Below are 18,434 nucleotides of genomic sequence, written 5' to 3' on the forward strand. Positions count from 1 at the left end.
ACCCAATATGCGATCGCCCGATCTTGTCGGTTGGTTTGAAGGATGAAACCCGACAAGGATACTTGAATTTTGTCCATCTACTTAATACCAATTTAAAGTCAAAGAGGTAATCTGTTATTGTGTCTTTTGAATCCTACAAAAATCTTGGAGAAGTCCTAAAAGAGTATGAAATTACTGCCTCAGAAACAAACTATATTATCGAAAACAAAATTGATATTCGAGAATCCTTTAGAGAAGATTTAGAATTTTGCATGAAAGAATTAACCTTCGAGGAGTCAGAATATGCGATTTGTGAAACGATTATTTTTCCAGTCCTAAAAGAGCTTTATCGGCTTTATCGAGATAAGTTTACCTTGTGGAGCCACAAGTCACTAATTTATAATGAAAAATTATCCGGTGTCCCTGACTATATCATCGCTAAGCGATCGCCACTAGGAAAAGAAATATTTGAGCAGCCGTTTTTTGTCGCGGTTGAAGCTAAACGGGATGATTTTACTAAAGGATGGGGTCAATGTTTAGCTGAAATGGTGGCGATTCAGAAGATGAATGACCACTCTGAACAGCAGACGATATACGGAATCGTATCCAATGGTCAGCTTTGGCAGTTTGGCAAACTCCAAAACAACCGTTTTACCAAGAATTTTGTAGCCTATACGATATATAATCTTGAACAACTTTTTGCAGCACTGAATTATGTGTTTAGGCAATGCGAACTGGAATTAGAGGCAATAACATCTGGGTGTAGGGACAATTCATGAATTGCCTCAGAAAAGATTCTGGGTGAGCGATCGCCCAATCGAGTCATGGTTGGTTTCACGTTACCGACTGATTCACAAGCAAGGACTTGACAGACTCAACCCAACCTACAGCGAGGGGCGATCGCACTCGTTCCAATACTCTGCCTTGGCTTGCTCAGCGAAGGCTCCGTCCCCAGCAAGCGGCGAAGCTGCATCGGAGTGGTAGGTAGCGACATAGGTTAATCTTGGATAAGATCGAGTTAGGGGATAGTATCCAGCAAAAGTGACGGATAACACTCAAGATACCAGACTTAGCTTGTAAAGTTTTTGTTTAATCCCTTAAAACTAGGATGTTATCCAGCAGATTTGACTTTGACATTAAATATATAGTGAGTGTGCGTGTAATCTCGGCTAGGACGGTACTTTCCACTCTTTGGTAAGGTTGCTGATGTTGCTGTTTTTGAAGCTGTTGGGATTTAATAAAGAGAGTCAACAACGTAAAGATGAACGTTTACCAAAAATCCTTCAAGCTGATTCTAGCAGGCAATAAAAACGTGCCTGCGATGATAAACGCTATCGTTAGAGCCACTTTACAAGCTCGAAGTGATACACAAGATAGTGCCTTAACCTTCCGCCAAGTGCATGTTTTTCACACTGAACAGTCATTGCAGGCTCTTACAGTTTCAGCAGCTTGGCAAGAAGCTCTAAAGCATTATGAAATTTCTTCAACTAGCTTAGTGCATCATGTAGCGAAAATAGAAGATTCTAACGTTGATAGGTTTAGAGATCTTGTAGAGCAATTACGAACGATTGTTAACCCACTTGATAATGCACAGAACTATATCGATTTGACAAGTGGCATTTCATCTCTCAAGTCTATTCTTGCTGTTTTTGCTTATGTACTTGATATAGAAAACATTTATTCTCTAGAAATAGAGTTTTCTGATGATCCAGCTATTAGAAAGAAGCAAGCTGGTCTTTTTTATCATGAGTTAGTGCAAGAAGGTGTAAGCATAGAATATCGTAAGTTCCCTCCCATAAGAGAGTTTGACACCTTTGGAAAATTAAATTATACAGAGGTTTTACGTCATCGGTCAATTATTGATGAGCTTGTAGATAGTTTGACAAGCTTATTACCTACCGGACTTGATCTTGAACATTTGCGAGAGTCACTGTTGTCTGGAATTAATTCTCGTTTAATCGGAGAAGTTACTAAAGAATCTTATAGTTATCGCCACTCCATTTTTGCTTCTTCTGCGGGCATTGAAGAGGTAGCAAATATTATCCTAACCATCGTAAACAATGCTGATTTGGAAAATAAAACACTTGGTCAGAAGTTAACTGAAGTAAGAAACATTTTTTCTAAAAATCCTAAATACTTTGTTAATACTGAAACCTTAGAGTACCTGACTAGATTAATTACTTCAATTAGGAATGATATTGCTCATCCTTCCTCCGAAAATGGTTATTCAAAAGAATTAACAGCTATTCAATCTCGTTTATCCTCCCAACTAGCATTTGCGTTTCTGCAATTTACGACGAAAACGCTGAGTGCTTTTCTAGATCAAAATGGTAAACTTGTAGATATTAAAATTCTCGAAGCTCCCATTGAGGAAGAGCAAACAGTTTTTTACTTCGGCTTCGACGGTGATTCTACTGGTGACTACCTAGACATGGCATTTAGTCAATCGAGTGAGGATGAAGTAAGACAGCGAAGCAAAATAGTACATGGCGCAATTAGTGAATTAAAAAAGTTGATCTACAAAGAGACAAAGGATCATAACAGTGTGCTTTTTGCTGAAGGTGACAATATCCTCTTTAAAGGACGTTATCAAGTGAGTCTGCTTAATGAGCTTCAAAGAATTTATAAAGATAAAACTGGATTAACGGGTACTATAGGATACGGTAAAACGTTACCTGAAGTTGCGTTGGCGATGCGTCTATCTAAAGCAAAAGGTGGAGATAATGTTATGGGCATAGCTTTGAAAGATTCTGAAGAAGCTCGTAGTTCAGGTTCAACCGCAGGCTAATACTTCCGGCAGCGGACATGCTGGTGCTTAGTTCAAGGTTATCTGCCGCCGCTGCATTTTGCCGTTAGACTGCTATGTATCCAACATAAGCTATAGGGGAATTTGGGGTGAAGCTGATTTGCCCAAATTGTTGTGAAATCTGCCCTACCTTGTCGAGCTAGAGAACATGCCATACGTCTGATTCGGATCAGATTTATGAAGGGGTCGATGTTTTATGATACCTTACCATTCTTTCTGGTGCCAGGGATATGGATGCTATCAAGTTTGTTGAGCTGCGGTAGATTCAGCAGGCTTAATAGCAGAGGAGGAAGCAATATCGTTATCGGTGATAAACTTGAAGCAAGACACCAATTGCGATGGTCAGCATGAACACAGAGTTCACTCAAATGTTTGAGTTAACCCTCTCGGAAAAACTACAACTGCTGGAAGATTTATGGGACAGCATTGCCCAAATTCCAGAGCAAATTCCTGTGCTTGATTGGCAAAAAGAAGAGCTAACCAAGAGAAAGGCTACCTATTTGCAGAATCCTGGCTCAGGTAGTTCATGGGAAGCAGCTAAGGAGCGAATAAGCAATTCAACAGAAGCCAAAGCGTCTTAAGTGTGTAGGGGCGGGTTTCACGACTATCTTTTTGGTTGCACAAGGGATGTGGCTAAACCCGCCCCGACCCAGGTTTCTAGACTTCCCGTGAAAAGTTAGGTTAAACAGAGATGGTAATGCCGCAACAAACATCAGAGCGGAAGGTATTACAGCGGTAACGCATTTAATTCGTCATCTTTCGGACTCCCTTATCCAAGCTATACCTGTAGGGGCACGGCATTGCCGTGCCCCTACGATAGGTGGCGTTTGTGCGTCAGTCTTGACTGTCGAAAACGCCAGTTTTATGAGCTACATTTTGCAACTCAAATCCCCAGCTTTTTGACTAAAGCGGAGATTTTCGCCATAGTCTACAGGGCAATCAATAACCGTCGGCACATCTTGCCTTAAAGCTTCTTCCAGGGTGGGAATAAACTCCGCCACTGAATTCACCCGATAGCCTTTTAACCCCATACTTTCGGCAAACTTGACAAAATCGGGATTGCCAAATTTAATAAATGCTGAGTCGCCAAATTGATTGTTTTGTTTCCACTCAATCAACCCATAGCCACCATCATTAAAAATCAAAGTGACAAAATTGGTACCGACTCGCAGGGCGGTTTCTAGTTCCTGACAATTCATCATAAAACCGCCATCACCGGTCACCGCGACAACATTGCGATCAGGATGGACTAATTTTGCCGCGATCGCACCCGGCATAGCAATCCCCATCGCCGCAAAACCATTGGAGATAATACAAGTGTTGGGGCGATCGCAGTGGTAATGGCGTGCCATCCACATTTTATGGGCACCGACATCGGAAATAACGATATCTTCGGGTCCCATCACCTGACGTAAGTCATAGATGAGTTTTTGCGGCTTAATCGGAAACCCCTCATCATTGGCATACTGTTCATAATCCGCCCGAATATCAGAGCGTAATTCCACCGCATGGGGTATCGCCTTGCCTTCCCGATCCGCCTGTTTCATAATTTCATTGAGCGAATCGGAAATATCCCCAACCACTTCCACCAAAGGAATATAGCTGCTATCAATTTCAGCGTGGCTAGCACCAATGTGAATAATCGGAATCTTGCCGTCTGGATTCCATTTCTTCGGCGAATATTCAATTAAATCGTAACCCACCACAATCACTAAATCTGTCTGATCAAAAGCGCAGTTAACGTGATCGCGCTGTTGTAATCCGACTGTCCATAGGGCGAGAGGATGGGTATAGGGAATCACACCTTTGCCCATAAAACTATTGATCACCGGGATATTCATCCGGGTGGAAAATTCTGTCAGGGCTTGCGCCGCATTGGCGCGAATTGCCCCATTACCCACTAAGATTAGGGGATTTTTTGCCTTGGAGATGGCAACGGCTGCTTTGCCGATACTCCGGAATGAGGCATAGGTTTTCTCCCGTTCATCTTTAGCCAAGGGTTCACCTGTAACCGGCATGGCGGCAATATTTTCCGGCAGATCAATGTGAACTGCGCCCGGTTTCTCACTTTGAGCCAGTTTAAATGCCTTCCGCACAATTTCCGAGGTATTACTCGGACGGACAATTTGCGTATTCCACTTGGTTACGGGGGCAAACATTGCCACCAAATCCAAGTATTGGTGGGATTCAATATGCATGCGATCGGTTCCCACCTGTCCCGTAATCGCCACCAGCGGGGCGCCATCTAGGTTGGCGTCAGCTACCCCAGTCATCAAATTGGTTGCCCCTGGTCCTAAAGTAGAAAGGCAGACGCCCGCCTTCCCCGTTAACCGTCCGTACAAGTCCGCCATAAAGGCTGCTCCTTGTTCATGGCGGGTGGTAATGAATTGAATGGAAGAGTGCTTGAGTGCTTCTAGCACATGCAAGTTCTCCTCCCCAGGCAATCCAAAAACGTATTCGACGCCTTCATTTTCGAGGCATTTGACTAGCATGTCCGCTGTATTCATTTCACCCATCTCAGTTTTCCCTCAAGATTCATTGGTTATCTGATGGTTTGTCCGATGTCCTATTTCGTCGCCATTGATGCCTGCTGAAATTCAAGCAGAACAAGTTAGAGGGGGGCTAAAGCTAGGACTGGCTGTTAGCTATCCCCGGTAAAGATTCAAGGCTAAGGATTAAAATCCTATTGTTAAAATTCTGTTTTTTTAACAATAGCTTCTACTACTGTCTTCCGTCCATAGTTATTAACTATTTCACCCAAACTGTTTTGATGTTGACAAATTCGTGAATTCCTTGCACTCCTAATTCCCGTCCATAGCCGGAACGCTTAATCCCGCCAAAGGGTAAGCGGGGGTCAGATTTAACTAATCCGTTGATAAAGACAGCCCCGGCTTCAATCTCCTCAATGAGTTGTTGGGCTTCGGTTTCATCTGCTGTCCACGCACTCGCCCCTAAGCCAAAGGGAATTGCATTCGCTTTAGCAATTGCCGCGTTAATGTCAGGAATTCTAAACAATAACGCCACCGGACCAAAAAATTCTTCGTTATCGGCGGGGGTTCCTGGGGGGAAATCCGCCAAGATGGTGGGGGCATAAAAATGACCTGGGCGATCTAAAGGTTTACCACCAATCAGCACCTTGGCTCCCCGGGCTATACAAGTTTGTACCAGTTGGTCTAATTCTTGGAGAATGCTGGGCGTTGCCAAAGGTCCAATATTGGTTGTCTCCTCCATGGGATCGCCCACATTTAGGGCTTTAAATTTTTCAACCAAACGCTTTTCAAACTCATCTGCGATCGCATCGGCTACAATGAAGCGTTTAGCGGCGATACAGGATTGACCATTATTGATCATCCGGGCGGTAACGGCGGTGGAAACGGCGGCGTCTAAGTCGGCGCTTTCGAGGACAATAAATGGATCACTTCCGCCGAGTTCTAGCACGGTTTTCTTCAGGTGTTTCCCAGCGGTGGCGGCTAAAGACGCCCCTGCGGGTTCACTCCCGGTTAAGGTGGCGGCTTTGATCCGAGGATCACTGACAATGGCTTCGACTTGATTGGCACCAATTAATAAGGTTTGGAATGCCCCTTCCGGAAAACCCGCTTCCTTTATAATATCCTCAATCGCTAAGGCGCATTGTGGCACATTTGAGGCATGTTTCAAGACACCGACATTCCCCGCCATTAACGCGGGGGCGGCAAAACGAAAGACTTGCCAGAAGGGAAAATTCCACGGCATTACCGCTAGAATGATACCTAAGGGCTGATAGCGGACAAAACTCTGGCTGGCATCCGTGGTAATATGCTCATCTGCCAAAAACTTCGCGGCGTTTTCGGCGTAGTAACGGCAAACCAAGGCACATTTTTCCACCTCTGCGATCGCGCTTTTGATGGTTTTGCCCATTTCTAAGGTCATCAGTTTACCGAACTTGACCTTATCCCGTTCCAGAATCTCCGCCGCCGCATTCAGCCATTTAGCCCGTTGCGCCATTGGCGTTTTCCGGTAAGACTCAAACACCTGTTGTGCCAGGGTGAGCTTGGCTTCTATCGACTCATGACTTAGTGGCTCAAAGGTTTTGAGCGTTTCTCCCGTTGCTGGGTTAATTGTGGCGATCCCCATAGCCTTCCTCTTCGACTCCATTACTTGAGATGGAGTTAGCTTTTTCACTCTCAAGTCTACTGCGATGCTGTCTGGTAAAAGACAATACCTTTACATTGCTTTACATTTTAGCAGATGGAGACGGTTGACAGGGGTTTTTCGTCAAAGAATTTTGATTGACCTCCGCTGATCAAGGCGTCTCCTCTGCCCAACGGAATGCCCAAACCTCCACTGTCTCTTAGTTTTAGCCCACAGATTCAGTTTCGCGATCGCGCCGATGGTGCTGGAAATAACGGGTGCAGTCAAGTGGGTCCGTTGGGGGTTGAGGTACTTAGGGCTTAAGGTAGGTGACTCAATAAAATATGACAAATGACGACTACGCAGAATTTTCTAACGCTTCAATGGGCAAACGTTCGGGAAATACCTCAGGAGAAAACATTTCCCATAACACTTGAAGATAGGGTAAAATGATTTGGATTTGCTGCCGAGAAAGACGTTTGCTAAATTCTAGCCCTAACAGATGAATCATGTGCCGGACTAATTCCCAACCCACATTTAAAGATGGATAGAGCATGACACACAAGGGAAATAATTCTTCTTGGATGGGCGCAATACTCTTTTCCAAAACACAAAGCCACAAGTAAACTTGGAATAGTTCCACATCCCGAATACTGGCAGATTTCACGCTAGGGTTTGCCAATCTACCACTATAACAATGATAATTCGGATGTAAATCGATAATTCGGGTGGCAATTTGCTGAGAAATTAACGCTTGATCGGGTAAAATCTGCCGTAGCAAAACCAACGCTAATGATTGATGTTCATAGTTCGCGGCGGCTTTGTATAGACGTTGTAATGGCATATACAGACAATCATCAATCACCTGAAAATAAACACTCACCGTAGCTTGCTCCTGAGGTGATAGTGATTTCAGGAGAAACTGACCACTATAGTGAAACTGTAGACTAACAAACGCAATCACCCTGGGGTCAATTGCTGTGTAATTGTGTCGCAGGCGACCTAACTCTGATGATAAAAATAAACATAAACGTTCGGGGGTGACTTGATCTGCATAAGCGAGCAATACTTTCTCATAGATCAAGTAAGTATCTTTAGTAATTTGCCAAGGGTCAATTAAGCGATAGTTAATGCCTTGTCGTTTGATTTCTTGGCAGAGTAAATCTTCGGTTTTTATCCAAGATTGAATCATTACCGTTCGCAAGGAATCAAGTAACCGCTGAGCTGTAATGGCTCGTAATCCTGGTGAATTCGACTGCCACGTTTTTTCGGTAATACTATGTTTTTGGACATATTTTTTTGCCCATAGTTTGGATAGATTTTGTATGGTAGCCACCTTCGCCGTCTGTGACGGTTGAAAATTGCCTAGCTTATCCTTGGTACTCATGACACACCCCTTGTCTAGAACGTCGATGTAGTCTGCAAAATTGCGGTAGCCGTAAAGTTAAAAGTTCGTCGGGACTTTCCCAAACCCCCAACCCCTGGGAAGAGTTTGTGCTTGATAACTTGTCAACAAAACCCGCCCTTATTCAAATGTAAAAAAAATGTTTATTTGGTATTTAATGTTACACTTTATTAAGTGGGTCTGATTACTGAGTTGGTTTTCTAGCACATTTGCTCGCCAATAGCTGCTTATTTTTCTGCCACCCAACCCTTTGCATCTACTCACCAGTCAAAGGATAGTCTTTTTTGAAAAAATTCTCAATAGTCAATTATTGAATGTGGTATCGCATTCATAAAAATTAAAGAAAGGAAACAGGGGGGCGGGGGATATGGGAGATAGAGGATAGGGGGAGATAGAGGATAGGGGGAGATAAGGGATAGGGGGATGTTCTGTGGTTAATTCAAAACTCACGCACCCTGTCCTATGGGCGAAGTGAAGGGTCGCGCACCATGTCTTCGAGCCCAGCGAAGGGTCAAAACTTCCCCAATTCCGAATCAACTCTTCCCCGCAATCCAATCCTGTAAAATTGGATTAACCACATCAGGGGCTTCATCTTGAGGACAATGCCCTAAACCGTCTAAGGGGACAAATTTTTCCACGGCTGGAAAATTGACCCATTCTTTTGCCTCAGCAATGGGTTCCCAGGGATCATCCGTTCCCCACAAAATCAGTGTGGGACAAGATAACCGAGGTAATAAGTCTTCGGGTAGAGGTCCAAAGGAATAGCGGGTAAAGGCAATAAACACATCAGCCGCACCTACATCAGCCGCCGGTGTCATCAGCAAGTCCACTAATTCATCGGTCACCGCCTCGGATTGGCGATAAGCTTGTAATAAAATTTTACGCACAACCTGTGGCTTAGCCAGTTGACGGAAAAAGAGTTGTCCCACCCACTTAATCCCCAGTAACCGTTGTACCATCGGTGCGCCGATGCGACGATGCCAGGGTAATGTAACTCGTTTGCGATCATGGAGCATCCGCAAGGAACAGTTGATCAGGGTAAGCCCTAATACCATATCTGGACAATCCACAGCCGCTTGCATTGCTACAATACAGCCAATTGAATTCCCAACCAAAAATGCTGGAGTCTCCACGACTTCCCGACAAAAATCTAGGACTTGTTGTCCCCAGGTTTCAAAGGTATACTCCACCTCAAGTCCTGGCGTAGGTTTGGCAGAGGCACCAAAGCCAATTAAGTCAATGGCATAACACCGACAGGATGCGGCTAATACCGGTAAATTCTTACGCCAGTGTCCGCAAGAGGCGCCAAAGCCATGCACCATCACAACCGCAGGTCCAGAATTGCCTTGGACTTGATAGGCAATGGGAAAACCTCGCCATGTCCAGATGTGAGTTTCTGGTTTAGGGGGTTTGGGCAGGGTTGAGGAGGGAAAGGTCATGACGATTCGCCAGAGTACAGGTTTACTATTTACATTTTGTAATACAATAACCCTTTTGAGATTAGGGCGCAAAAAACGATAATAGCCAAACCCGCTCGACAAGAGGCGCCATAGCCCGTCTCTACACTCAGAACTATTCTTGTGTCAAAATTAACATTAAGAAATTTTTTGGTGCGTCCCCTATGCTGGTGCAAACGTCTGCTGCGGTTATTCCGTTTCTGGGATCGGAAATTCAGGCATCCTACAAAGCGTCAAACGTGGTTATTTTGCCGATTCCCTACGAGGCAACCACAACCTATCGTAAAGGCACAGAAAATGGACCCGATGCTCTTTTAGAGGCATCAATCCAGCTAGAATACTACGATGATGAGTTGGAACGGGAGATTTGTAAAGACGCCAAGATTTATACACATTCCGCGATCGCAGATACCCGAGGCGGGCAACAGATTTGTGCCCAAAAAATGCTTCAGGATACTCGCGAAACCGTATCTGGGCTTATCGATGATCACAAATTTGTCATTGCCATCGGTGGTGAACATAGCATAACCACAGGAATCGTAGACGCCTACTGCCAAAGGAGTAACGAACCCTTTACCGTGGTGCAAATAGACGCCCACGGAGATTTACGCCACGAATACGAAGGCTCAATTTATAACCACGCCTGTGTGATGCGCCGGATTGTGGATATGGGATTACCCACATTACCCGTCGCCATTCGGAGTCTGTGTCAAGAAGAAGCCGATTTAATTAAAGAAAAATCCATCCCTGTGATTTGGGCGCGAAACATTGTCAACAATCCCCATTGGATAGACGACGCGATCGCGACTATCCCAACAGAGCGAGTATTCATTACCATTGATTTAGATGGCATCGATCCGTCGGCGATGCCCGGGGTTGGCACTCCTGAACCGGGTGGGCTGAATTGGTATGCACTCACAAGCTTTTTGCGACGATTGTTTGAAACCCATCAGGTGATCGGTTGCGATGTGATGGAGTTAGCCCCAGTGGTTGATTCAGTTGTCTCCCAATTTAGTGCCGCTAAACTGGTTTACAAACTCATCGGCTATCAAACTCTGACACAAAGGTGGTAGCGATGGCTGGAATTCAGTGCCCGATCCAAAATGATCGGCAAACGGGAAGGGGAAAAAGGGAAGAACTAGCATCCAGTAGAACACACACCGTAACACGATATGAGTCTGAAGGAAAAACACGGCACACCCATTGGCAGTTATGCTCCCGATTTTGAGCTTTTAGGCATTGATAAGGATGTTCACCACCTCTCCCGGTATCTGGAAAGGTGGCGAGGAGTGGCGGTAATTTTCTTGAGTAATAACTGTCCCTACTCAGCCGCTCATATAGACAGACTCAAACAACTGCAAACCCGTTTTCATGAGCAGGGATTTACCCTGATTGGCATTAACTCCAATGATGCTGATCAATCTCCCGAAGATAGCTTCACTCAGATGCAGCAGTTTGCCCGTAGTAGAGGGTTGAATTTTCCCTACCTGTGGGACCCAACTCAGGATGTGGCACAAGGATTTGGTGCTTCAAAAACCCCAGAAGCCTTTGTAATTGATGAACAGGGGGTCTTGCGCTACAGTGGTCAAATTGACGATAATACCCAGTATCCCGAAGCGGTTAACAAAGCATACCTCAAGAATGCGATCGCCGCGTTACTGGCTGGGGAAACTATCTCGCCCAAATCAACTCCCACCCAGGGCAGTCCCCTAGTATGGCGCAACTAGTAGGGGGAGCCTCTCATCCTGTGCAGACGTAGCCTGCTACGTCTGGGAGCAGGGGGAATGTAAGCGGATCAGTGGTTGAAACCACCCGGAACGAGTAATACTGAGCTTGAAGCAGTAATACAGCAAGAATTTGTATTTTAGCAGCACGGGTGTGAATCATGTTATTTGATGATCGACATTCACGCACTCTGTCAGAATTATCGGTAGACTGTTATCGTATGGGCAAGGCAATAGTCAAGAAAGAAAGAGTCGTAGCATGGGGATGAAATACCGACGGGTTTTACTAAAAGTGAGCGGTGAAGCCTTGATGGGCAAACTGAGCTACGGCATAGATCCAGGAGTCGTTCAGGGCATCGCTGCCGAAATCGCCGAAGTGGTGGCAAGTGGCATCCAAATGGCAATTGTCGTCGGTGGTGGCAATATTTTTCGCGGTTTGAAAGCGGCTGCAGGCGGAATGGATCGGGCAACCGGTGATTATATTGGTATGATTGCGACAGTCATGAATGCCATGACCCTGCAAGATGCCTTAGAACAAATGGGGATACCTACCCGTGTGCAAACCGCGATCGCGATGCAAGAAGTGGCAGAACCCTATATCCGCCGCCGTGCCATTCGTCACCTGGAAAAAGGGCGAGTGGTAATTTTTGGCGCAGGTTCAGGGAATCCTTTTTTTACCACGGATACGACGGCGGCTTTGCGAGCTGCCGAAATTGATGCGGAGGTTATCTTTAAAGCCACTAAAGTTGATGGGATTTATGATTGTGATCCTCAGCTAAATCCCCAAGCTCATCGCTATCACACGCTCTCCTATAGCTATGTCCTCGCTCAGGATCTGCGGGTGATGGATAGTACAGCGATCGCCTTGTGTAAGGAAAATAATATCCCAATTATGGTATTTGATTTGACAGGGCGAGGTAATATCCGCCGCGCTGTTCAAGGAGAATCTGTCGGAACATTTGTGGGAGGTTTTTGTGAAGTTAGCTGACGCTGAAAGCCAAATGAAGAAAGCCGTTGAAGCAACGCAACGGAGTTTCAATACCATTCGTACAGGTCGGGCGAATGCGAGTCTGTTGGATCGAGTGATGGTGGAATATTATGGCAGTCCCACCGCTCTGAAGTCTCTGGCAAGCATTAATACGCCAGATGCCACCACGATTACGATTCAACCCTATGACAAGAATACGCTGACTCTGATTGAAAAATCGATTTCCTTATCAGATATCGGCTTAACCCCCAATAATGACGGTCAAGTCGTGCGACTGAATATTCCACCCTTAACCGCCGAACGCCGCCAAGAATTTGTGAAGATGGCGGGTAAGTTAGCCGAGGACGGAAAAGTCTCCATCCGGAATATTCGTCGTGATGCCGTTGACTCGGTTCGTAAACAGGAAAAAAATAGCGAAATTTCTGAAGATGAATCCCGTGATCTGCAAGACCGAATTCAGGAATTGACGGACAAGTACACGGCTAAAATTGATGAATTGTTAGCGGCAAAAGAGGAAGATATTACCACGGTTTAACCTAACTTGCTCCAGTTCCCCACCCGTCTCGTGCGGTGGGGACGGATAGAGAGTTTTGAGGTGAGAGCATTATTTAACAAATAAAAATGACCCATGACAAGGGGTAATTTGCTCCTCTTAAATCCCCCCTTAAGAGTATCCTATTCCTTGAGTTTATTGTTAAACTATGTCAGGGGTTAAAACTAAATACCACAGTAATACCTCCTTAGCACACTCCTGAATTTTTTAATCCTTAGAGCCTAATGTTTGACTGCATTATTGTTGGGGCAGGTTCTGCTGGGGGAACTGCCGCCTATCACCTCGCCAAGCGAGGGCGTTCGGTACTGATTCTAGAAAAAGACTCTTTACCCCGATACAAGCCCTGTAGTGGTGGTGTATCCCCAAGCGTGCAACAGTGGTTTGATTTTGATCTGGCACCGGCGATCTCCCAAAATGTGAGCCGAGTCCGCTACACCTGGCAAATGGATGATCCGGTGGAGGTCAATCTCAAAAAACAAAAACCTGTCTGGATGGTGCGGCGAGATGTTTTTGACCAGTTTTTAGTCGAACAGGCAAAACAGCAAGGCGCTCAAGTGCAAGAGCAAACGACTGTAACCGGTATTGAATTTAAGGGCGATCGCTGGCAGGTTAATACCACCAATGAACCGATGGCAGCACGTTACCTGATCGCCGCTGATGGTGCTAACGGTTCCATGGCAAAATGGTTGGGCTTTAAAGATCGTCCCCAGCGTATGGCAGTGACGATAGAAGCTCCCAAGTCAACCCCTGAAACAGGTGATCCCACTATCCATTTTGACTTTGGGCAAGTGAAAAATGGCTACATCTGGAATTTTCCCAAAGCCGATGGCTATTCCGTCAGTGTGGGTACGTTTAAGGGGAATGACAAGCAGGATTTACAAGCCATAGGAACTAACTATATTCAGCAACTCGGTATTGATCCGAAACTCTGTCAGGTTCACAATCACCCAATGTGCCTGTGGGATGGTAACCAAAAATTACATGGGCAAAATGCGCTGCTGGTTGGCGACACCGCTTGTTTGGCTGATCCGTTTACGGCTGAGGGAATTCGTCCCTCTATATATAGTGGAGTCAAAGCGGCGGAGGCAATTGATGCGGCTTTAGGGGGTAACGCCAGCGCCTTAACTCAGTATACCCAGGTGATTCAGGACGAATGGGGTAACGAGATGGTTTGGGCGAAACGTTTAGCTAGTGCTTTCTATGGCTTTCCCAAAATTGGCTATAAGGTAGGTGTAAAGCGACCTTCAGCGACTCTGATTATGCTCCAGATTTTATCCGGAGAATTGAAGTACTCAGAGGTGGCAAATCTGGCAATTAAACGTTTGAGTGGCGGATTATTCTCACGGTAGGTTGTTTGTCAAAACTTCCTCAATCTCCAAACACCATTAAAAATCCCACGGATCACTTACCGTGGGATTTTGCTACCTCGAAACAGTTGTATGAAAAAAGTCCGGTTTAGTTATGCTAACCACCATCGTTATGGGCAGCATATTTCGTTAAGGTTCAAACACCGCTTAGCTTAGAGAAGCACGACTGCGATCATAGCTGGTGCGGAAACCAGAATTGGGTTTGCCTTGAATAGAATCCCAGTGGCTGAGGTTATCAACATCTAAGCCGACTTCATTGGCTGCTCGATTGAGCATGGATTGTTGCCTGTTCTTGACGGCGTGATGGTGACGCATCATTAAGGCTCTAGCTTGTTCTTGGGTAGACATTTGTTTATTCTCCGATTGCTTTAGTGATATTTCACTGTTTTTTTCCTTACACAATAACTATAACAAGAAATTTCTGTAACAAACACTACAGAATTGCTTTATTTACAAATCTTAATGTTATGGTTTTGAAACATAACCCCGTTAGACAGACAAGTTGTCTGATCACTAAGGCAAGTTAAGCTAGATCACAGCAAAGGGTGCAGGGATTGGGAAAAATTTCCCCCTGCTGCCCTAGAAAGGCGGGTTTAGTTAAGTTTCAAGACAGTGGCAAAATGTTTGTCAAACCCGCCCCTACACCTGTGCGGGCTCAAATTCAGGCAGAATGCGGACACGGGCAAACTTGAGTCCTGTGATTCCTTGTAGTTTTTCAACGGTGCTGTATTCGATATGGCTATCCACCCAACCTTCACGGGCTAGGTAGCGTAAATATTGTTGATATTCCGTCCATTCGGCTTGGGTGGAATAGACGATAGTCAGCATTCCCGGTTGGGTGATTCGAGTTTGGGTGTTGGTGTCAAGGGCTTTATCAATCCGTTTTTTGACGATTTCGTAGCGGGTGTCGCGGGTGCTACTGCGTAAATCGAAAATTTTTTCCGTTTGTTCGTCGTGGAAAATATCAACGGTGGTTTCCTGGACTAAGACTAGATGAGTGACTTGTAACGGATTGTCAAAGCGATCGCGAATATGAAAACAAGTCCTAGCACAGTCACAGATAGCCCGTAGCTGTTCGTAGCGCAGACAGTGGAGATGGAATAAGGTAAAGTGCGAGTTAATCGAAGCGCCTGCATAGATCATGTGATCGATACCATCGGTGAGTTCATGATCACAGTAGTGGGGGATAATCTGCTGCATCCGGATTTGCCACCGTTCCCAAGTTTGCCGCAGTTGTTCGTTAATCTCATAGATCATTCGATCATAGCGATCGCGGGCGGTATAAACACAGCCATGAGGATTGTCGCAAGCTTGTTTGTAAGCTCTCACCGCTTCAACCGCCCCATCGCCACAGTCTTGGAAATAATCAAAATAAATTTCCAGATGATCCCTTAGATATTGAATCGCCGTCACCTCAGCCTCCGCCATCACTCCTTTTTCTAACTGTTTAATATAGGCGGACAAATCCAGGCGCAGTTGTTGCAACAAAGGCAACTGTTGGTATTGGTTCGCCCCATCCACCACCGCCATTGCCAAATTGAACTGGCTGAGTAAATCGGCTTGGATAGATCGATTCCGTTCACTCGACGAACCCCGGATATCGGAAATCCCGTACATCGGATGGACATCAGTAAACACAATCGGTTCTGGGGGGAGTCCCCAACTGCGGCGTTCCGCTTCTTCTAAGAAACGCCATTCTACAGCGGGATGGATAGGATTAAATTGACTTTGAGCCGCTTGACGCAGGGCGGCGGTTAAGGCGGGGCTCAAGGCGCAAGCATGGTTGATATCCAGGGAATCGAAGTTATGAGTCTGATCACTCGTCAGCCCTACCATTCCCATCAAGTTTTGGCTGGGGGTTTCGGCTTCAGCTGAAGAAACTGTTAGGGGAATCAGCAACAGGGAACGGGCGCCCTGGTTGAACAACGTCTGTTCAAACTCAGTGTGAAAATCACTCTCTAAGTTAGCGACTCTCCAAACTTGATTCCCTTGGGCGGCTTCCTGGAAATGGGAACCTTCCAGGGAATCCCAGGAATAGACTTGGGTTTGAATAATTTGATCATCTTTGCTGGTGAAAAGTTTGACCTCTTGGTGCTTCACCCGCAACAGCAGAATTTGATCAGCGCGAAACAGCGATCGCATTTTTTGCTCAAATAGGCGAAACTTCTCGGAACGCAAGAGGGAGTCGCGTTCGATTAGCAAGCTAATCAGTTGTCGAATCATTTCTTGGTGGGTAACATCTAATCCTTCCCACAAAAGCTGACCCCTAACCTGGTAATTGTCCAGGTTTAAACGCTCCTCCCAGGTGGGGTTAAGGATAATTTGCTGAATCGGTTGTTTGGATAGATCGATATCTGAAAATTCGTTAATTTCCGGATTAATCCGCTCAACGTTCAGATGTTGCGATCGCAGCCAAAATTGTACACAATGGGGTTCGCCACCGTGGGGATTATCGAGAGTGGCAATAACGGGTTCATCTAAAAAGCGCCATTGGGTATGATTAATTTTATATACATCTCGTAATATTAGCGCCAGTAAATGACGCCGATATAACTGTTCTAGGGTTTTAGCATCAACATTTGTAAATAAATCAAATAGGTGAATGCCCTGGTTTTGTAAGCTACCCGTGGGAGCATTAATTCCAGTTAAGCGGCAAAAGGTGTCATTGGCGTAATACAGCGTAAAGTTTCCCGGCTCAACCCACGCCATCAACAGTTTGCTATGATGCTGGAAACGCGCCAACCACTTATTATTTCCCGAATTCGCCTGATTTGTCATGGTGTCGCGATCGCGGAATGTTGATTCATCACTCACCTGTTGACGATGAGAATGTGAATTAGACATGGGAGGTATATTAACCTCCAGGGAATCGTCTGGAATGTGTTGTCGGTTGTTGTTCAACATCAAGGTAAACCGGTGATGAAACCATGAGCCGTTTTTCCATTTGATCATAGAATTTAAAACTTGACAAGTTAAGAGAAATATGGTCTTAAAGTTTTGCAAGATTTTTCTCATAAACAACTTGTCATTTATCACAGACTCAAGCGACGTTCGTAGTAAGCGCTTTAGCGCCATTTGTTCGTAGTAAGCGCTTTAGCGCCATCCAGTGAGGTGCGTAGTCGGTAGAGTGAGTGAAACAGTATTCAATTGAGGAAATAACCATTAAATTTGATATCCGCTGTAACCCACCAAAATGGAGTAGATATTACGATTAAATCGGGCGCACGGAGCGTCATTGTTGTCAACTTAAAACTTTGTATAACTAGCGCTCAAAGTTTAGATCCCCCTAAATCCCCCTTCAAAAGGGGGACTTTGATTAATTTCTGGTTCCCCCCTTTTCCCCCCCTTTCAAAGCTAGGGGGGATCTCTTGTTAAGTAAGGGTTTCTTTCAGCCTTAAGTTTATACGGATGCACGTCAGTGCGCCCCTACGGTTTCTGGGCAAAATAATCTATCACATTAGGTGTGCCACGCCATGACAAGGTGACGAACCTCGCTTGTTAATCCGTTGCCACAATATCCCACAGCGCATTAATCCCGCAGCCGATATAGTCTGAATCCTGGTGCTGTTCAATCCATTGCACGATAAGTGGCAGAATATTAGGATTATTTTTGCCTAATTTACCCAAAGCTATGGCAGCAAAGTCACGCACATCTAAATAGTCAACAGTAGCGGATTTCGCGCCAATAATTGAATCCGGGGATTATCTGACAGTGCTGTTCTTAAACTCTGCTTACGCCGCTCGGCTTCTGCTTTATCGGGAATGCGGCTATCATACCAACGGTTAATAAATTCCTCAATCTGGTTATCATTAAAAGGTTGTAACTGATAGTGAGGAAACTCCTGGGTTTTAAAGAAATCTCGCTTATATTCCGCCGGACGAGAGGTAATAATCGCGCGATTTTGGTTATATTGCCCCAGAAAATTCTCAATCCGCCGCACCATCTGATAACGTTTGCCTTCTTCGGCAACTTCATCTAACCCATCTAATAAAATCAGCGCTCGTCCGTCTTCTAACCAATAGTTAAAAAATCCCTCTGGCAGTT

Annotated in this window: 17 protein-coding genes and 1 pseudogene; 10 read left to right on the forward strand and 8 right to left on the reverse strand. The window is 45.2% G+C overall.

What is annotated here, in order from left to right; all coding sequences use genetic code 11:
- Positions 1 to 119 precede the first annotated feature (119 nt).
- The 4 genes from ACLGGO_RS00150 to ACLGGO_RS00165 all read left to right on the forward strand — a co-directional run bounded on the left by ACLGGO_RS00150 (position 120) and on the right by ACLGGO_RS00165 (position 3,366).
- Complete coding sequence (locus ACLGGO_RS00150) at positions 120 to 758, forward strand: hypothetical protein (RefSeq protein WP_446417833.1); 639 nt, start codon at positions 120 to 122, stop codon at positions 756 to 758.
- Between the two features lies 1 nt (position 759).
- Positions 760 to 963, forward strand: a complete 204-nt coding sequence (locus ACLGGO_RS00155; protein WP_446417834.1) for a hypothetical protein — start codon at positions 760 to 762, stop codon at positions 961 to 963.
- A gap of 277 nt (positions 964 to 1,240) precedes the next feature.
- Positions 1,241 to 2,767 (forward strand): mCpol domain-containing protein, encoded by a 1,527-nt coding sequence (locus ACLGGO_RS00160; protein WP_446417835.1) that lies wholly within the window; start codon positions 1,241 to 1,243, stop codon positions 2,765 to 2,767.
- Positions 2,768 to 3,132: 365 nt separating this feature from the next.
- Positions 3,133 to 3,366 (forward strand): addiction module protein, encoded by a 234-nt coding sequence (locus ACLGGO_RS00165; protein ID WP_446417836.1) that lies wholly within the window; start codon positions 3,133 to 3,135, stop codon positions 3,364 to 3,366.
- A gap of 288 nt (positions 3,367 to 3,654) precedes the next feature.
- On the opposite strand, the gene ACLGGO_RS00170 is transcribed toward ACLGGO_RS00165, so the two are convergent.
- Positions 3,655 to 5,301, reverse strand: a complete 1,647-nt coding sequence (locus ACLGGO_RS00170) for an acetolactate synthase large subunit (RefSeq protein ID WP_446339560.1) — start codon at positions 5,299 to 5,301, stop codon at positions 3,655 to 3,657.
- A gap of 232 nt (positions 5,302 to 5,533) precedes the next feature.
- A complete protein-coding gene (locus ACLGGO_RS00175) occupies positions 5,534 to 6,898 on the reverse strand; it encodes an NAD-dependent succinate-semialdehyde dehydrogenase (RefSeq protein WP_446417837.1) in 1,365 nt (454 codons plus the stop codon).
- Between the two features lie 195 nt (positions 6,899 to 7,093).
- On the opposite strand from ACLGGO_RS00175, the gene ACLGGO_RS00180 reads away from it, so the two are divergent.
- Positions 7,094 to 7,219 carry a hypothetical protein gene (locus tag ACLGGO_RS00180; RefSeq protein WP_446417838.1) on the forward strand — a complete coding sequence of 42 codons (126 nt, stop codon included), beginning with the start codon at positions 7,094 to 7,096 and terminating at the stop codon, positions 7,217 to 7,219.
- A 34-nt stretch (positions 7,220 to 7,253) separates the two neighbouring features.
- On the opposite strand, the gene ACLGGO_RS00185 is transcribed toward ACLGGO_RS00180, so the two are convergent.
- Together ACLGGO_RS00185 and ACLGGO_RS00190 are read right to left on the reverse strand one after the other, a co-directional pair.
- Positions 7,254 to 8,282 (reverse strand): hypothetical protein, encoded by a 1,029-nt coding sequence (locus ACLGGO_RS00185; protein ID WP_446339558.1) that lies wholly within the window; start codon positions 8,280 to 8,282, stop codon positions 7,254 to 7,256.
- Between the two features lie 551 nt (positions 8,283 to 8,833).
- Positions 8,834 to 9,739 (reverse strand): alpha/beta fold hydrolase, encoded by a 906-nt coding sequence (locus ACLGGO_RS00190; protein WP_446417839.1) that lies wholly within the window; start codon positions 9,737 to 9,739, stop codon positions 8,834 to 8,836.
- 182 nt (positions 9,740 to 9,921) lie between these two features.
- Here ACLGGO_RS00190 and speB point away from each other — a divergent pair, with 182 nt between their 5' ends.
- The 5 genes from speB (at position 9,922) to ACLGGO_RS00215 (ending at position 14,371) form a co-directional block, all read left to right on the forward strand.
- A complete protein-coding gene (speB, locus tag ACLGGO_RS00195; RefSeq protein ID WP_446417840.1) occupies positions 9,922 to 10,830 on the forward strand; it encodes an agmatinase in 909 nt (302 codons plus the stop codon).
- A 99-nt stretch (positions 10,831 to 10,929) separates the two neighbouring features.
- A complete protein-coding gene (locus tag ACLGGO_RS00200; RefSeq protein ID WP_446339555.1) occupies positions 10,930 to 11,484 on the forward strand; it encodes a thioredoxin family protein in 555 nt (184 codons plus the stop codon).
- A 256-nt stretch (positions 11,485 to 11,740) separates the two neighbouring features.
- Positions 11,741 to 12,469, forward strand: coding sequence for a UMP kinase (gene pyrH, locus ACLGGO_RS00205; protein WP_446339554.1), 729 nt, complete (start codon positions 11,741 to 11,743; stop codon positions 12,467 to 12,469).
- On the forward strand, positions 12,456 to 13,004 hold the full coding sequence (frr, locus tag ACLGGO_RS00210) for a ribosome recycling factor (protein ID WP_446339553.1): 549 nt from the start codon (positions 12,456 to 12,458) through the stop codon (positions 13,002 to 13,004). Before pyrH ends, frr begins: the two co-directional genes overlap by 14 nt.
- A gap of 242 nt (positions 13,005 to 13,246) precedes the next feature.
- Positions 13,247 to 14,371, forward strand: a complete 1,125-nt coding sequence (locus ACLGGO_RS00215) for a geranylgeranyl reductase family protein (RefSeq protein WP_446339552.1) — start codon at positions 13,247 to 13,249, stop codon at positions 14,369 to 14,371.
- Positions 14,372 to 14,536: 165 nt separating this feature from the next.
- Here the strand turns inward: ACLGGO_RS00215 and ACLGGO_RS00220 are convergent, their stop codons facing one another.
- The 4 genes and pseudogenes from ACLGGO_RS00220 to ACLGGO_RS00235 all read right to left on the reverse strand — a co-directional run.
- Positions 14,537 to 14,737 (reverse strand): hypothetical protein, encoded by a 201-nt coding sequence (locus ACLGGO_RS00220; RefSeq protein ID WP_446339551.1) that lies wholly within the window; start codon positions 14,735 to 14,737, stop codon positions 14,537 to 14,539.
- Positions 14,738 to 15,028: 291 nt separating this feature from the next.
- Positions 15,029 to 17,233 carry a GAF domain-containing protein gene (locus ACLGGO_RS00225; protein ID WP_446417841.1) on the reverse strand — a complete coding sequence of 735 codons (2,205 nt, stop codon included), beginning with the start codon at positions 17,231 to 17,233 and terminating at the stop codon, positions 15,029 to 15,031.
- Positions 17,234 to 17,887: 654 nt separating this feature from the next.
- Entirely contained in the window at positions 17,888 to 18,040 is a 153-nt protein-coding gene (locus tag ACLGGO_RS00230; protein ID WP_446417842.1) for a hypothetical protein, read from the reverse strand.
- Positions 18,041 to 18,045: 5 nt separating this feature from the next.
- A pseudogene (locus tag ACLGGO_RS00235) lies at positions 18,046 to 18,432 on the reverse strand (NACHT domain-containing protein); the annotation flags it as partial.
- Positions 18,433 to 18,434: the final 2 nt, after the last annotated feature.

This window comes from Coleofasciculus sp. (assembly GCF_046565525.1).
In the GTDB taxonomy this organism is placed as follows: Bacteria; Cyanobacteriota; Cyanobacteriia; order Cyanobacteriales; family Coleofasciculaceae; genus Coleofasciculus.

Bases quoted from the DNA above. Each gene is read 5' to 3' on its own strand.
- ACLGGO_RS00160 (WP_446417835.1), top strand. From the start codon at position 1,241: ATGAACGTTTACCAAAAATCCTTCAAGCTGATTCTAGCAGGCAATAAA.
- ACLGGO_RS00165 (WP_446417836.1), top strand. From the start codon at position 3,133: ATGAACACAGAGTTCACTCAAATGTTTGAGTTAACCCTCTCGGAAAAA.
- ACLGGO_RS00170 (WP_446339560.1), bottom strand. From the start codon at position 5,301: ATGGGTGAAATGAATACAGCGGACATGCTAGTCAAATGCCTCGAAAAT.
- ACLGGO_RS00175 (WP_446417837.1), bottom strand. From the start codon at position 6,898: ATGGGGATCGCCACAATTAACCCAGCAACGGGAGAAACGCTCAAAACC.
- ACLGGO_RS00180 (WP_446417838.1), top strand. From the start codon at position 7,094: ATGCCCAAACCTCCACTGTCTCTTAGTTTTAGCCCACAGATTCAGTTT.
- ACLGGO_RS00185 (WP_446339558.1), bottom strand. From the start codon at position 8,282: ATGAGTACCAAGGATAAGCTAGGCAATTTTCAACCGTCACAGACGGCG.
- ACLGGO_RS00190 (WP_446417839.1), bottom strand. From the start codon at position 9,739: ATGACCTTTCCCTCCTCAACCCTGCCCAAACCCCCTAAACCAGAAACT.
- speB (WP_446417840.1), top strand. From the start codon at position 9,922: ATGCTGGTGCAAACGTCTGCTGCGGTTATTCCGTTTCTGGGATCGGAA.
- ACLGGO_RS00200 (WP_446339555.1), top strand. From the start codon at position 10,930: ATGAGTCTGAAGGAAAAACACGGCACACCCATTGGCAGTTATGCTCCC.
- pyrH (WP_446339554.1), top strand. From the start codon at position 11,741: ATGGGGATGAAATACCGACGGGTTTTACTAAAAGTGAGCGGTGAAGCC.
- ACLGGO_RS00215 (WP_446339552.1), top strand. From the start codon at position 13,247: ATGTTTGACTGCATTATTGTTGGGGCAGGTTCTGCTGGGGGAACTGCC.
- ACLGGO_RS00220 (WP_446339551.1), bottom strand. From the start codon at position 14,737: ATGTCTACCCAAGAACAAGCTAGAGCCTTAATGATGCGTCACCATCAC.
- ACLGGO_RS00225 (WP_446417841.1), bottom strand. From the start codon at position 17,233: ATGTCTAATTCACATTCTCATCGTCAACAGGTGAGTGATGAATCAACA.